14 protein-coding genes are annotated in these 13,710 nt (G+C 39.9%); all 14 read right to left on the bottom strand.

Translation table 11 applies throughout. The annotated features are described in order from the left end of the window. Nucleotides 1–80: 80 nt before the first annotated feature. A complete protein-coding gene (locus tag ABFX15_RS10500; protein ID WP_346025364.1) occupies nucleotides 81–1,817 on the bottom strand; it encodes a DNA cytosine methyltransferase in 1,737 nt (578 codons plus the stop codon). After that, nucleotides 1,810–3,045 (bottom strand): site-specific DNA-methyltransferase, encoded by a 1,236-nt coding sequence (locus ABFX15_RS10495; RefSeq protein WP_428830632.1) that lies wholly within the window; start codon nucleotides 3,043–3,045, stop codon nucleotides 1,810–1,812. Before ABFX15_RS10495 ends, ABFX15_RS10500 begins: the two co-directional genes overlap by 8 nt. A 2-nt stretch (nucleotides 3,046–3,047) precedes the next feature. Further along, a complete protein-coding gene (locus ABFX15_RS10490; protein ID WP_170821624.1) occupies nucleotides 3,048–3,587 on the bottom strand; it encodes a P27 family phage terminase small subunit in 540 nt (179 codons plus the stop codon). A 117-nt stretch (nucleotides 3,588–3,704) separates the two neighbouring features. Continuing rightward, nucleotides 3,705–3,866: an HNH endonuclease gene (locus ABFX15_RS12220; RefSeq protein ID WP_330590574.1), complete on the bottom strand. Its 162-nt coding sequence runs from the start codon at nucleotides 3,864–3,866 to the stop codon at nucleotides 3,705–3,707. A gap of 339 nt (nucleotides 3,867–4,205) precedes the next feature. Further along, entirely contained in the window at nucleotides 4,206–4,631 is a 426-nt protein-coding gene (locus tag ABFX15_RS10480) for a DUF1492 domain-containing protein (RefSeq protein ID WP_323380906.1), read from the bottom strand. Next, nucleotides 4,628–4,852 carry a hypothetical protein gene (locus ABFX15_RS10475; protein ID WP_346025362.1) on the bottom strand — a complete coding sequence of 75 codons (225 nt, stop codon included), beginning with the start codon at nucleotides 4,850–4,852 and terminating at the stop codon, nucleotides 4,628–4,630. Before ABFX15_RS10475 ends, ABFX15_RS10480 begins: the two co-directional genes overlap by 4 nt. After that, nucleotides 4,849–6,201: an SNF2-related protein gene (locus ABFX15_RS10470; RefSeq protein ID WP_346025361.1), complete on the bottom strand. Its 1,353-nt coding sequence runs from the start codon at nucleotides 6,199–6,201 to the stop codon at nucleotides 4,849–4,851. Before ABFX15_RS10470 ends, ABFX15_RS10475 begins: the two co-directional genes overlap by 4 nt. After that, complete coding sequence (locus tag ABFX15_RS10465; RefSeq protein WP_073110220.1) at nucleotides 6,182–6,463, bottom strand: VRR-NUC domain-containing protein; 282 nt, start codon at nucleotides 6,461–6,463, stop codon at nucleotides 6,182–6,184. The genes ABFX15_RS10470 and ABFX15_RS10465 overlap by 20 nt, the downstream gene beginning before the upstream one ends. A 224-nt stretch (nucleotides 6,464–6,687) precedes the next feature. Continuing rightward, nucleotides 6,688–9,045, bottom strand: a complete 2,358-nt coding sequence (locus ABFX15_RS10460; RefSeq protein WP_346025360.1) for a virulence-associated E family protein — start codon at nucleotides 9,043–9,045, stop codon at nucleotides 6,688–6,690. Then, complete coding sequence (locus tag ABFX15_RS10455; RefSeq protein WP_346025359.1) at nucleotides 9,042–9,476, bottom strand: DUF7768 domain-containing protein; 435 nt, start codon at nucleotides 9,474–9,476, stop codon at nucleotides 9,042–9,044. The genes ABFX15_RS10460 and ABFX15_RS10455 overlap by 4 nt, the downstream gene beginning before the upstream one ends. Nucleotide 9,477: 1 nt before the next feature. Further along, on the bottom strand, nucleotides 9,478–10,260 hold the full coding sequence (locus ABFX15_RS10450) for a phage antirepressor KilAC domain-containing protein (RefSeq protein WP_346025358.1): 783 nt from the start codon (nucleotides 10,258–10,260) through the stop codon (nucleotides 9,478–9,480). Nucleotides 10,261–10,323: 63 nt separating this feature from the next. Next, nucleotides 10,324–10,851: a hypothetical protein gene (locus ABFX15_RS10445; protein ID WP_346025357.1), complete on the bottom strand. Its 528-nt coding sequence runs from the start codon at nucleotides 10,849–10,851 to the stop codon at nucleotides 10,324–10,326. A gap of 367 nt (nucleotides 10,852–11,218) precedes the next feature. Continuing rightward, nucleotides 11,219–12,805 (bottom strand): helix-turn-helix transcriptional regulator, encoded by a 1,587-nt coding sequence (locus ABFX15_RS10440; RefSeq protein WP_346025356.1) that lies wholly within the window; start codon nucleotides 12,803–12,805, stop codon nucleotides 11,219–11,221. Further along, the gene (locus ABFX15_RS10435; RefSeq protein ID WP_346025355.1) at nucleotides 12,780–13,526 is read right to left on the bottom strand and encodes a M48 family metallopeptidase; all 747 of its coding nucleotides are present in this window, start codon (nucleotides 13,524–13,526) and stop codon (nucleotides 12,780–12,782) included. The genes ABFX15_RS10440 and ABFX15_RS10435 overlap by 26 nt, the downstream gene beginning before the upstream one ends. Nucleotides 13,527–13,710: the final 184 nt, after the last annotated feature.

The raw sequence follows: 13,710 nt of genomic DNA, 5'->3' as shown, positions 1-13,710 counted from the left end.
TTGTTTTGGTATGTACATATATCACTCTAAAACACTTATTTATCAAGCTTTTTATCGCTAATTCAGAATAGAAATATGGATTAAGTATTTCCTTCTAATTGTGTATACCAGACAATGCCTGACAGCACAAAACATACATTTGGAAGGGCTACTCCATTGCCCCACATCTTATACTCAGCAGAATCAGAATGCGGATTCTTTAGCCACTTAGATATTTGCTTTAGTGTCTTGGCTTTTGAATAACTACCGGTCACTTTACGGTGTGTTTCAAATATGTCATACCAGGTGCGAAGGTCATCCATCGTAGGGTTTTCTATCCCTAAATCACTACACCACCAATCGGGGAAACCCTGCAACCTTGCACACTCAGTTGGAGTTAGTCTTCTCACCGTATAATCTATCCCGTCATTATCATTGATAAGTGGCGGATCTTTGTAGTCGGTAGCAACTAAAGTATTAGCAAGTTCTTTCTCGGCATTTGTAAAAAATGATGCCTTACTTGATGAGTAGGTAGGAGTTGCCACTGCACTGGGACCCTGTGCATTCAGTGTTGAATTAATTCCATCTTCAGTAATTCCAAGATTTCTAGCATAGTTTTGACCGCAGTTGAAAGACTCCCTATCAATCGCATAAACGACAGCGTGCTTATCCACAGTATTTAAAGTAAAGCTGACTTCCTCATTAACACCATCACCTCGTGGTCCATTCTTGTCATCTCTGCCTATCATAGAACCTTGCAAGGCATAACTTTCTACCACAGCAATACCACCTTGATTGCTATCCGGAGCATTGCCGGACGTATCAATGGTTCTTGCCGTATCACTTTCATAGACATTTGAACGTGCATTGATTGTTCCTTCTGAGGTAAATCGCACATCGTAGGTCTTAGGATTTTCCACAACAAATGGCTGATTGTTGCCGCCTGTTCCATAAGTTGCAGAAATAGTTGGTGCAACATCAATCGGCCCACTAAAACGAGTATCCTTTCCGTGATTATCAAAAACAGCTGTATCCATAACACAAGGTGGATGATTTGACTTAGCACGTAGGGTACAAGTAATATCCTCTGTCACATCCATACGATTGCCGCCCTGGTCATTTAAGCAGATTGTGCCTGCCTCTCCAGTGCTGTCTGCAATATAGCTGGTAGCACCTTGCCACGAGCGGATGCTCTCCTTAGAATACCCAGACAAGCCTTCTGACTTAAATAGTATTTCTCCGGCACCCCCACCTGCAAAATCTGCGACAAGGAAGATTCGTTTTCTTCGTTGGGGAACTCCCCAGTATTGAGCATCCAGCACTCGCCAGGCAAGGGAGAAATGATCTCCCACGATACTTCCTGCTTGTTTCCATTTATCAGTTTTAGGAATTGATATGGTTTCATCTTCGATGTGGCAGATGCCTTCAAGGACACATCTGAAATCTTCTCCTTTGTTTGATGAGAACGCTCCAGGCACGTTTTCCCAGACAATATATCTTGGCTTTTTGCCATCTGTAGCACACCTCATTTCTTTTACGATTCGGATGGCTTCATAAAAAAGACTTGAACGTTTCCCATCCAAGCCATCACGCTTACCTGCTATGGATAAATCTTGGCAAGGGGAGCCAAAGGTAATAATATCTACTGGTTCTATCTTGCTGCCATCCATGCAAGAAATATCTCCATAATGTTTGATAAAAGGCAGCCTTTTGGTTGTCACCCTAATAGGAAACGGTTCAATCTCCGATGCCCATACTGGGGTAATACCGGAAATTAAACCGCCTAAAGGAAAACCGCCCGAGCCGTCAAAAAGACTGCCTAGGGTCAGTTTATTCATTGGCTACCTCCAATTCATCATATTTATAACTGAGTCCGTCCCTTTGAACACTTACTTCTTTTGAAGTGCCGACTTGCTCAATATGGCGTTTTACAATAACATCACAGAACTTCTCATCCAGTTCCACTGTGTAGCAAATACGCTCTGACTGCTCACAAGCAATTAATGTACTTCCACTTCCACCAAAGGGATCGAGTACAATTGTATTACTCATAGAGGAATTCAAAATAGGATAGGCAAGAAGAGGAATCGGCTTCATCGTTGGATGATCACCATTTCTCTTTGGTTTATCAAACTCCCATATGGTAGTTTCTTTTCTTCCTGTATACCACTGATGTCTTCCTTTCTTCTTCCAACCATAAAGCACAGGTTCGTGTTGCCATTGATATGGTGAACGTCCAAGTACAAGGGAGTCCTTTTTCCATATACAGCAACCGGATAAATAAAAACCGGCATCCGAGAAGGCTTTTCTAAAATTAAACCCTTCGGTGTCGGCATGAAATACATAGACGGAGGCATCGTCTGCTAATGCTTCCTCAATATTGATAAAGGCATCTAAGAGGAATTGATAAAAGGCATCATTTGTCATATGATCGTTTTTGATTTTCCCTGCAGAGCCTTCATAATTTACGTTGTAGGGAGGGTCTGTCACACACAAATTCGCCTTGTTTTTATTCATCAGCAGATCATAGGTTTCTTTTTTTGTGGAGTCACCACATACCAGCCGATGCCTACCTAGCGTCCATACGTCACCAAATTTGCTGATTGCAGGCTTTTTTAATTCTTCATCCACATCAAAGTCATCATCGTGAATTCCATCTTTAATGGTATCTTTAAATAAGTCATCCAGTTCTTTAGGGTCAAATCCAGTAAGAGATACATCAAAATCTGCTCCTTGTAAATCAGCAATCAAGAGGGCAAGTTTATCCTTATCCCAATCACCGCTAATTTTATTAAGGGCGATATTGAGTGCTTTTTCTTTTTCCTCATCCATCTCAATGATGACACATTCGACTTCTGATATACCCATATCAATGAGCACCTTAAGTCTTTGATGACCACCTACAACATTGCCGGTCACCTTATTCCAGATAACCGGCTCCACATACCCGAATTGCTCAATCGAGCGTTTCAGCTTTTCATACTCTGCATCACCTGGCCTTAAATCTTTACGAGGATTGTATTTAGCAGGAAGCAGGTCTTTTATATTCTTTTTTTCAATTATCATTTTCATTTTCCTTTCCGAGCTGATAATAGCCGCTCCATTAAATCATCTTGTGGACTTCTGCCACCGAACTCTACAGAGCAGTTTTCTTTTACAATCTGGTATATCTGATACCAACACTGATTTACTTGTTTCATGTATTCACGGCTCATAGCAACATACGGTGATGCTATGGCTGCTGATGTAGTAGGATGCTTTGCAAGAAATCCATATTCTGAAATACACTCCTCGCACTGAATCCAACGAGAAACACTCATGGCATATTGCTCGATTAGCTGGTTGTTTACTAACATTTCGCAGCTACGATCCTTTAACCATTTATAGGTTTCTATATAAATATCTTCTGCACAGAGGTCTTTACCGTTTTTCTGAGCCGCCTTTAGATAATCTTTTACTGGAGGAACATCCGTGCCTTCCATTTCTGCTGGCTCCGGCAGTACTTGAGCCCCGTTTAATCTGCCATCAGCAATTTTATCTGTTAGAGCTTTTGATTTTCTTCCTGCGCCAACACGCTGGCCACCTCTTGCTGTACCGTCCTTTGCCATTTTTCCACCTCGCTTTTCTAAAAGTCTTTAATACCCCCTTTGATTTCTGATTTTTACACGCAAGACCCCAGGCCGTTGTCCGCTATAAAAGGTGTAGAGATTTGAACCGCCCCTGGCTCACTTACGAATCTGTCTATCACCAATTTCTAAATGTATCTTGTTGTGGCAGGACTTACATAAAGACATCAAATTACTTTTGTCATGCGTACCGCCTAAAGAAATGGGGAGGATGTGATGTACTTCTTCAGCAGAGGTAAGCCGTCCGTTTTTCTCGCACATCTCACACAAAGGATGTTCCCTGGCATATCTGTCACGGATTCTCTTCCATGCTCTACCGTACTTTTTATTGACATCCGGTGAACGTTCAAATTTATCGTAGCGCCTGCGCTCCACTACTCTATGGTCCTCACAGTACCTCCCATCGGTTAGGTTAGGACAACCTGGGGTACTGCACGGTCGCTTTGGTCTTTTGGGCATCATTTCACCTCGCTTTCCGGGCATAGAAAAAGCCCTGCGAGGAATTCCCACAAGGCTTGGTAAATATTCTATTTTGCTGATTATATACTAACACAAATGCAATAGTGGTATCTTGTTGCAAAGTGTTGCAAGTTGTGCAAGCTATATTTTAATAGGATCTTTAGGAAGAGTTACATGGTTAAGAGCTGCATTATGCCATCTGTAGACTGTTGTTCTATCGGCATTAAGTTCATCGCCAATTTGCTCCCAGGTTAGGTTATGGACATACCGATACCGTAATACCATGCGCTCATCAGTGTCTGCAACCTCGTTTATAACACGCCTTATCTGCTCCTTGAGTGCTACAAGATTATCTACTTCTGTGTTTATTTTTCTTTCCAAATCCATAATCCGCTCCAAACACCTTACAAACTTGGCATCGGCATTTTGTGAGGTTTGAACTTTTTCATCCCAACTTGGTGATGATACACTTGTTGCCATTTCTCTTAAGGATTCCATTTCTTCGATGTCTGATTGTATTCTTTTATCAAGCCTGTAAGCTTGGTGTAAATATTCCTTTACTTTCATATCTCTCTTACCTCCGATTTTAATTTTTTGATTAGGATGTTCCCATCAACAGAGGTAAGTTCTCTATACCAATCAGAGCGGAAGAACCTCTCCACCTCGTTTTTCATTATTTTAGCCGGCTCATAGTTTGAACGTTTTTTAAGTTTCTTTAGTGCATCCCTATAATCTTTAACTGCCATTAAAATGATGGCATTGGATAAGTTTTCATAAGGTGTGGTCATCGCATTACCTCCAACTTTGCCTTTACAGCATCAATAAGAGAGGCTTGTGTTTCTTCTTTTCTTGTAAGAGCAGTCATTACATCTTCATCAATAGTACCTTTGGTAAGTATGTGATGGATAATAACCGTCTCGTTTTGACCTTGCCTATAAAGTCTGGCATTGGTTTGCTGATATAACTCCAATGACCAGGTGAGTCCAAACCAAATAAGTGTCGAACCACCGCTTTGAAGATTAAGACCATGTCCTGCACTTGCTGGATGAATCACAGCGATAGGGATATTGCCATCATTCCAATCTTCAATATCCTTCGATGCTTTTATTTGCCTCACCGGAAATCTATTCTTAATTCTCTCTAAATCATGTTTGAACCAATATGCAACGAGTACAGGTTTGCCATTTGCACCTTCAATTAAATCTTCTAGTGCATCAAGTTTTTTGTCATGGATGATATGTGTCTTGTTTTCACTATCATAGACAGCCCCGTTTGCCATCTGTAGAAGTTTTCCTGAAAGCACAGCAGCATTAACTGCATCAATCTCTTCATCACCTAATTTTGTGACCATATCATCTTTCAATTTAGAGTATATGTTCCATTCCTTTTCACTTAAAGTTACGAACACCTCATTGCTGACGTATTCTGGCATGGTGAGATAATCGGTAGATTTCATAGAAATGGTGATGTCTGATATTTGTTTGTAGATTTCCTCTTCAGCACCTTGCAGTGGTTTATAAGAAAATATAATCTGAGCATTTCGCTTATCTGGCTTAAAATAGGTATTTCGATAATGACTAATGTAGCGTCCGAGCCTTTGACCCAAATCAAGAATGCGAAACTCTGCCCATAAATCCATCAATCCATTACTGGAGGGAGTTCCGGTAAGGCCGACTATTCTTTTTACAGAGGGTCTTACTTTAAGTAGACTCTTAAACCGCTTTGCACCATAAGACTTAAAGGATGATAGCTCATCAATGACCACCATATCAAAATGAAAAGGAATACCACTTTTATGAACCAACCAATCCACATTCTCACGGTTGATGATGTATAACGTTGATTGTTTCTTGAGGGCATCGATTCTTTCTTTTTCTGTTCCCACTGCCACCGAATAAGAGAGTCCTTTTAGATGATTCCACTTTTTAATTTCAGCAGGCCATGTATCCCTTGCTACTCTTAAAGGTGCAATCACTAACACCTTGCAAACGAGAAAGCTATCTAAACACAAATCAAATATGGCGGATAAGGTAATTACACTTTTACCTAAACCCATTTCAAGAAATACAGCCGATATGGGATGGGATAAAATGAATTCAGTGGCATAGCTTTGGTATTCATGTGGCTTGTATTTCACTAAGTATCCCTCCAATCTGTTCTATATCATCAAGGCAATAGACTAGAAAGCCTAATGCCTCTAATTGCTTCTTTCTTTTATTTTGTAAAGGTCGCATCTTTTTTCCTGTCGCCTTACATTCGACAAAGGCGATTCTTCCCATGGGAAGTAACACGATGCGGTCGGGCATTCCATCTATTCCAGGACTCACAAATTTCGGGGCAATACCTCCCATGCTTTTTACTGTCGCTACCAGTTTTTGTTCTATATATTTTTCTTGCATAAATGACCTCCAACAATTCATCAGGAACAACAAGCACAACTTTTAACGTTTTTTCCTATACGCGCGCATACATACGCTCACGATGCTTTACTACTACTATTTATTAATTTATTACTAAGTAGTAAAACTCTTGTTCCACTCATTCAAGTAAAGCCAGAACATCGGTAATGACTGGGTTTTTAAGAGAACAAGCATAAGGAACAACTAAAGAACAAGGAACGACCTTACTCATTCTTCTCGTAACAACGTTGCCTACCGTAAAGGGGAAAATTACTTGTTCCGTTCTTGTTCCCTTGGTACTTGTTCCACCCATTAATCTTTTTCATAATGCCTGCAATGGCATAGGAGTCTGCAGGTTTCATGGCGGAGGCATCCCTTCCAAAGCATTCGCACCAAATTTCCATATTGCAAACAAGCGTACGTTCAACCGTACCGACACGGGATTCCCCACCAAATTCACTACCGTTTAGGTAGTTTCTTCGCTCGTATAAGGACAGGTCATTCCAGTCATCGGGTAAAAGTGTATCGAGGTAAGTGCGAACAAGCCCTTCTCGCTCATCACTCTCCATGGCATCTGCCTGCTCATTCGTTGCCAACTCTACATCACTGCCCTCTAAATAGAGCTTTTCACCCTTCCCATAAAGTACCAAAGTTTCTGCCCAAATCTGCTCTACATCGTATACGGACATCTGCCATGCTTTTCTTTTACCGTCACCACTAATACACACTGGCCAGAATCTTCGGTTACCCGTGATGTCTCGCAAAAATCCACTTTCTGCATTGGTAGAGCCGACAATGATACATTGACGTGGGTGGCTTTCAACATTCACCCCATAACTGGCACGGTATTTATCATCCGATCTTGAAATAAAGGATTTCACAACTTCCACATCGGTTTTTCTCATGCCTGCTAATTCGCCCAATTCTAATATCCAATACCCTTGAAGTTTTTCAGGACCTGCTTTATCTTTCATATCGGTGAGGGTTAAACTATCGGAAAACCAATCACCTGCAAGCTTTGCAAAGAAGGTGGATTTACCGATTCCTTGTGGTCCATTTAGAATTAAGACACTATCGAATTTTGTACCAGGATGAACAATTCTAGCGACTGCTGCTACCATCATTTTTCTGGTAACAGCTCTGGTATAGGAATTATCTGTTGCGTTGAAGTAATCAATCAGCAAGGTTTCAACGCGAAGGGTTCCGTCCCACTCTGATAAATGATCAAGGTATTCCTTGATAGGATGATAGGATCGCTCTGCTGCGACTGCTAATATGGCGTCCTTTGTTTTGGTTGGGGAGTAGATGCCATATTTATTAGATAGATAAACTTTAAGGGCTGCATTATCTGAATCATTCCAGCCGCCCTTCATCTGTTCCCAAGGCAGTCCGTCTCTTGCATCGATTCCATCACGGTGCTTATTAAAAGCAATAGATTCTAGTTCTGAATCGTTACGGATGATGAGAACTATATTATCCAAGGTGTCCTTAATCTTTCCTTGCTTATCCAGTTCAAGTGCTGTCTGCCAATTGTCCTCCGTAAAATCAATGGTTGCCTGTTCCATCCGCTCTTTCGTAAACTGTGCTTTTACTTCATCATCTTGGATGGCAAATTCGCACATGTTGATAAAGGATGGTAGTTTACTTGGAGGTGTGCTTTCTGTCGCTCGATCATCTAAATGACCAAACTTATGAATGCGAACAAGGTCAAAAGCATTAAGAAGCCGCCCATTTGCAGGGTCTGTTGCGTGGTGGGAATAGGCAAACTTATCATCATAGAGGATAACCCCGGCACTAGAATCAGCCGGGATATAATCATAGCGACCAGTCATTGCTGAAGGCTCGTATATATCCTTTAAAAACATATCGATTGCAGTGCTAACTGAGTAGGTACGGCAAAAAGTACCGATGACACCTTCTTTAGAAAGTGGATCGACTTGTTCCTTTAATGAGCGATCAATAACTTCTGATTGCCTGGAGGATACGGGCCAAGTACTGGTGTCTCGCCAATCATCGTATTTATTTAGAAACATATCAGGATCAAGGAGAGAGCCATCTTTTTCCTCATACACAAAGACACCGTTTCTTGAAGTAGACGGCCAATACATTAATCTTTCTGGTTCATAGGTCGTATCATCAAAAAGGTCGATGCCGATTTCTTTTGCGACCATGCGACTAACAGCAGCATATTCTTCCTCTCCCACATCACGAAAGAGAGGAATGATCAGCCTTAGTCTTGGATGTTCTGGAGTATGCTTATGAGTAGAATAGATACAACACCGATAAGGGAAGAAGGTAGAGATTTCTTCCCAGATAGTACTTGTGCCATAATCCATATCAAGGGTTAGCATGGAGCGTGATAGAACATTCCCTTTTTTACGTCTACCATCTTTTAAGTGACCGCCGACAAAACCCCCGACATCTTTAATGGAGTCCTGACCACCTTTTCTCATTTTTCGATATTCTTCTACGGTTTCAGTGGTACGCTGCGTGGTCTTAACACGAGAGCAGAAGTCCTCCCAGCTGATGTCTGTGTTTTTCCATTTCTTATCCATTCGGCTGTTGCCGTATGAAATTTTCATAGAGACTCTACCTCCTTGAAATCTTTATTAAAGTATCTAACCGGCTGTCTGCGTTTCTTTGCTTTTTCAATTTCAATACTCATACCTCTTGAAATCACATCACCGAGTACCCAGACTTCTTGGCATTTTCCCATCAAGATAATGTCCATGAAAATAGCAAGGTCACGTTCCTGTTCATTGTTATCATCCATAAACTGTGGAAACAGAAGGTGAGGGGCAAGCGGGATATTGCCCTTATCTAAAGCATAACGACAAAATGCTCGTGTTCGCTTATTATTGATTTCTATATCTCCGCTAAAAGGAGAGCAAATATAGACAAGGGGCTTAAAGGCAGCTTTTGCTGCTGCCTTTTCCTCACGGGTGATATTGCTAAGTGCTTTATGAGGAGTTGGGTCATGATACCCTTCTGCATTTTTCATATTAATTCCCATATCACACCTCCATCTCAATCTGCGGATAAATACCGTCTGCTTTCAACTGTTCATAGATAAAGAGTCTGCCTTTTTGTGTCCACTTGGTATGCACTTTCGTATGCTTTATACCTTTGCTATCTTCGTAAATGTGAGTATTAGTTTTGGTATATCCGTTGGGAGCATACTTTTGATAAAGAAGCCAAATATCACCTTGCTTAAACTGAATCCCTTTTTCATGAAGGTATTCGTTCATGCGCATGGCACTCCAGCCGTAATCTTTGGCAATAACAGAAATATTGACTGCATCCCTGCATTTAAGAACCACATCATAGTAAGTAGCCTTGGGTTTCATCTCAGCAATTTGCTGCTGACCAATCGCAACGGCCGCCATCAATTCCTTGTTCTTTTCACGTTCCTCTTTCAGTGCAGTAAATGCTGCGATAGCAAGGTCTGGATTTGCGATTAAATCATCTGTTGCATAAAGTCCATGTTTCCGAATAGCAGGGAGTACTTCATTTGTGACCCAGCGTTTGAACTTTTTGGCACTTGGCATCTTGCTTGAGAGGATGAGGCTATAGAGACCGGATTCATTGATTGCAATCATCGTTTGATTTCTTCCGATGGCGTCACGAATCGTTACGTCATCCTTGTCCTCTTCATCAATGTGGTCAATTAATGCTTTTCGGGTATTTGCGTAACCGAGAATACCAGCTACATCCTTACCGACAAAATAAGGTTGACCACCAATCGTTGTAGTACGTACAGAGCCGAACTCTGCATTTCTGTAAACTTGTAATTCCATTCGAATTACCTCCTTGTATTTTTTGGAGGTCTTGACCTCCTACCTAGTAGCCTTGGGAGAAGGTCAAATCTGACGGTTTTTATATTCTTGTTCTAATTTCTTTGTTGCCCGCTTTAATTTCTGAGTAATGTTGTTTTCATCAGCACCTGTGGAACTGGCATATTCTCGAATCGACATACCGTCAATGCGTACTGCAATGAACATATCTGCCCAGTTCTGCTTTTTGCCAAGAGCAGTGCGTATCCATTGGCAGACATCTTCATATTCATTTTGATAGGCTCGTTCGAGCTCATCTTTTCTAAAAACTCTATCATCGGCTACTTCTTTCATTAGAGGTTCTGAAGTATCACATTCCAGACCATCTGCATTTGGTTTGGCTATTGAATATCCCTTGTGCCTGTCAAATTTGTGCCAGTTATTGTATTCGGGCTTATTAAATTTTTCATTAAAGGCATCTTGAATTAACCGTTCTTTGTCAGAGTTTGGAAGCTCATCACCTTCGAGCGATAAACTAATCCACATTTCCTCGGTTTCTTTTTCATTTAGTTCGATAATCTGAAATTTGTTGTCGTATCTCACTGATAATCTCATTAGACTCTCCTATCCCGTCCTAGAAGGCGGCGGAGAACTAATGAATCTTTGAAAAAATGACCAACAGAATTACTTCCTAAAATTACGTATAGGAAATAAAACGGAGGATCACAAATTTTCTAATAACCTGTTATTGGCTATCTTAGAATCATTTATGAATCCGCCGTCTTCTGCTGGCCAGCTTTAGACGCATTTAATTTTTGTAAAGCTTGTACCTTACATTTATAAATATAATAGGTTTAAAAATTTCACGCCCAACTCGTTGAGTTGGGCCAAATTTGCCTATTTATCAGCCTTTTCTAAATTTGGGCATAAAAAAAGAACCCCTTTCGGGGTCCTAAACCAACTCATCGAGTTATCAACTTTTTTATTCTTTTATTTCACTACCTAGTTCTTGAATACCACATTTCCCTAAAATACCATTGAAATCATCAAGCGAAAGCCCTGGCATAGTATCCATAATACGAATATAAGTCTTATCGGGATCTTTATAATAATCTAGTTTATTATTTGATTTATCAAACAGCTTTTGCGTAATCCTCGTGCATAACTGCATACCAACACAGATGGCCATCAACACGTTCGTTGTCATATTGTTGGCTTTATCATTTTTTATTCTACCATGATAATTTTTATGGATTCCTGTCTCTTCATTAAACTTATCAGGATAATTCCACTTTCTATTTTCCATCAAAAACCACAGACAATTACATAGTGTTTTGGTAGGGTCACCAAGCAACTTAATGAGTTCAATTTCTTCCTCCTCATTATAAGAAGCTAGCTGTTGAGAAAATGCTTGATATGTTTCTTCAGGTTCATTCAGTAAAGGGGATTGGTACTTAGGATGAAACGTAAGAAGTCTACTATCAATACCTTCAACCTTCTTAAGGACCGTATACCCAAGCAAGTCTTTGTAAGTATTAGTGTATGTTACAAAATTCTGTTCACGAATATTGATAACACATTTAGAGAGATTTTTCTTTGCCTTTGGCGTTAAAAAGAGTTTTCCATCTTTTTGTGTAACATATTGGCTGTTGGCAAGTACAAAGTATCCGTCAGCGTATACAAAATGTCTCTCTGTTATCCAGTTCTGTAGAGTTGAATCTGAATCAATTATTTTCAATGCTTCAACTGGAGTTAATCTAACAAAATCTTGATTACTATTGATTTCTTCATAGACATCATTGTAATCAGAGAATTCTGATATGATATCCTCTAAACCAACTTCAATCAATCTATACTTTACTGATAGCCTTGACGTTATAAAGAAGCTGCTTAAATCCTCAATCAAGGTGTCACAAGAGTATATCGTATTTTCACCAGATGCTTTATACTGCTCAATAAACTCTAACGCTTTCCTTTTGAAGCAATTTTTGGGCATCAGGACTCTAGGAGCTAATCTATGTGCTTGCCATTCCAACCATCGAACTTCATTTTCTTTTGTGTTCTTACCCTCTGGTGGTGTAAAGAAAGTCTCGGATTGTCGGCATAAAATTGGATATAATTTTTCAGATTCATTTTTATTTTTAACCTTAAGAATTTGAAAATATGTTTTATCTTTTTCCCAGTGTAGTGCTTCATGAATGAGCGTATTTCTTTTCGAGCCTTCACCATATAAAGACTCGGACAAAGGGTCAATTAATACTGTTCCAGCACTGAAGGAAGTTGATAAATATTTACCTGTTTCCCTGTCATATATATCAACATCTGCATCCAAAAGTAAACAACATCCAAAAACATCTAGGTCGCTTGATAAATGAACTTCTTGAACAGTAAGCCCCATATCCTTAAGAATGTCATCAACCGGAAGAGGCATCGGTTCAACCAATGCCTGTTTACAGTATTTAGTCAGAAATTTTGTTGCATAGTCATCAAGGCGATTCTTTCCAAGAATTAGAGCACCTGATTTTTTATTGATATCGAATACATCACTTGGAGTTATCTTCCTTTTCATAATCTACCTGTTCTCCTTTTTCAATATGATCCAAAGGCAACTCTGACAATAACTTTCTTGCCTCTTTCCAGGTAGGGTAGAACTCCTCCACAAGTGAATTGAATCTATGGGTGTGATTCTTTTCTAACAAGTGTACCAGTTCATGGATAACAACATATTCAAGACATTCTATTGGTTTCTTGGCTAGCTGTAGATTAATCCATATTCTTTTTTTATCAATATTGCATGTACCCCACTTAGTTTTCATATTCTTAATTTTGTACTCATTAGCATGGAGGTTTGTTTTTGTTTCACACCTTGAAACAATCCCATCCAACACTCGTTTAAGTTCTTCTCTGTACCATTCATTGAATGCCCTCTCCCTTGATTCTTTAGTTGATCTTTCGGGAGCAGTCAATATTATCTTGTTTGGTAGTTTTGAAATTTCGTATTTGTTTCCTTCATAGACAACTTGTAGCCGATATGGCTTTCCCCACAGGAAATGGGATTCTCCTGAAACATATTCTCTCTCAGTTTGACGCGCCTGTGACAGCATCCTGTCTCTTACCTTAGTGATTTCTGGCATTTTCTTTAATACAAAGAGCCTTATCTCTTCATCAGGATAATCGCTAGGAGTACTAACTGTCACACTGCCTGGTATTCTGTTTGTGTTGTAACTACAATTATAGCAAATCGGAGTGCTTTTTTCATTGGTTTTCGACAAAACAAAACCTTCACCCATCGGGTGAAGGAAAAAAGATGTTAAAAGTATTGTCGTTACGTTCTTTGCACGCTGTTTTGCGAAATTACTTGAATAATTCAGGATATATAATAGCAAAGAAAATCTATTAATAAGCTCAGTTGATACATAGAAAGCTAGTACAGTAGTTCATAGTTGCATCAGAATAATGCCCTGAATCTCCCTA

Origin of the sequence: Alkalibacterium indicireducens (assembly GCF_039522005.1) — a bacterium.
GTDB lineage: Bacteria > Bacillota > Bacilli > Lactobacillales > Carnobacteriaceae_A > Alkalibacterium > Alkalibacterium indicireducens.
Note: the sequence above shows the minus strand (reverse complement) of the source record. Positions and strands in the feature narration are given on the sequence as shown.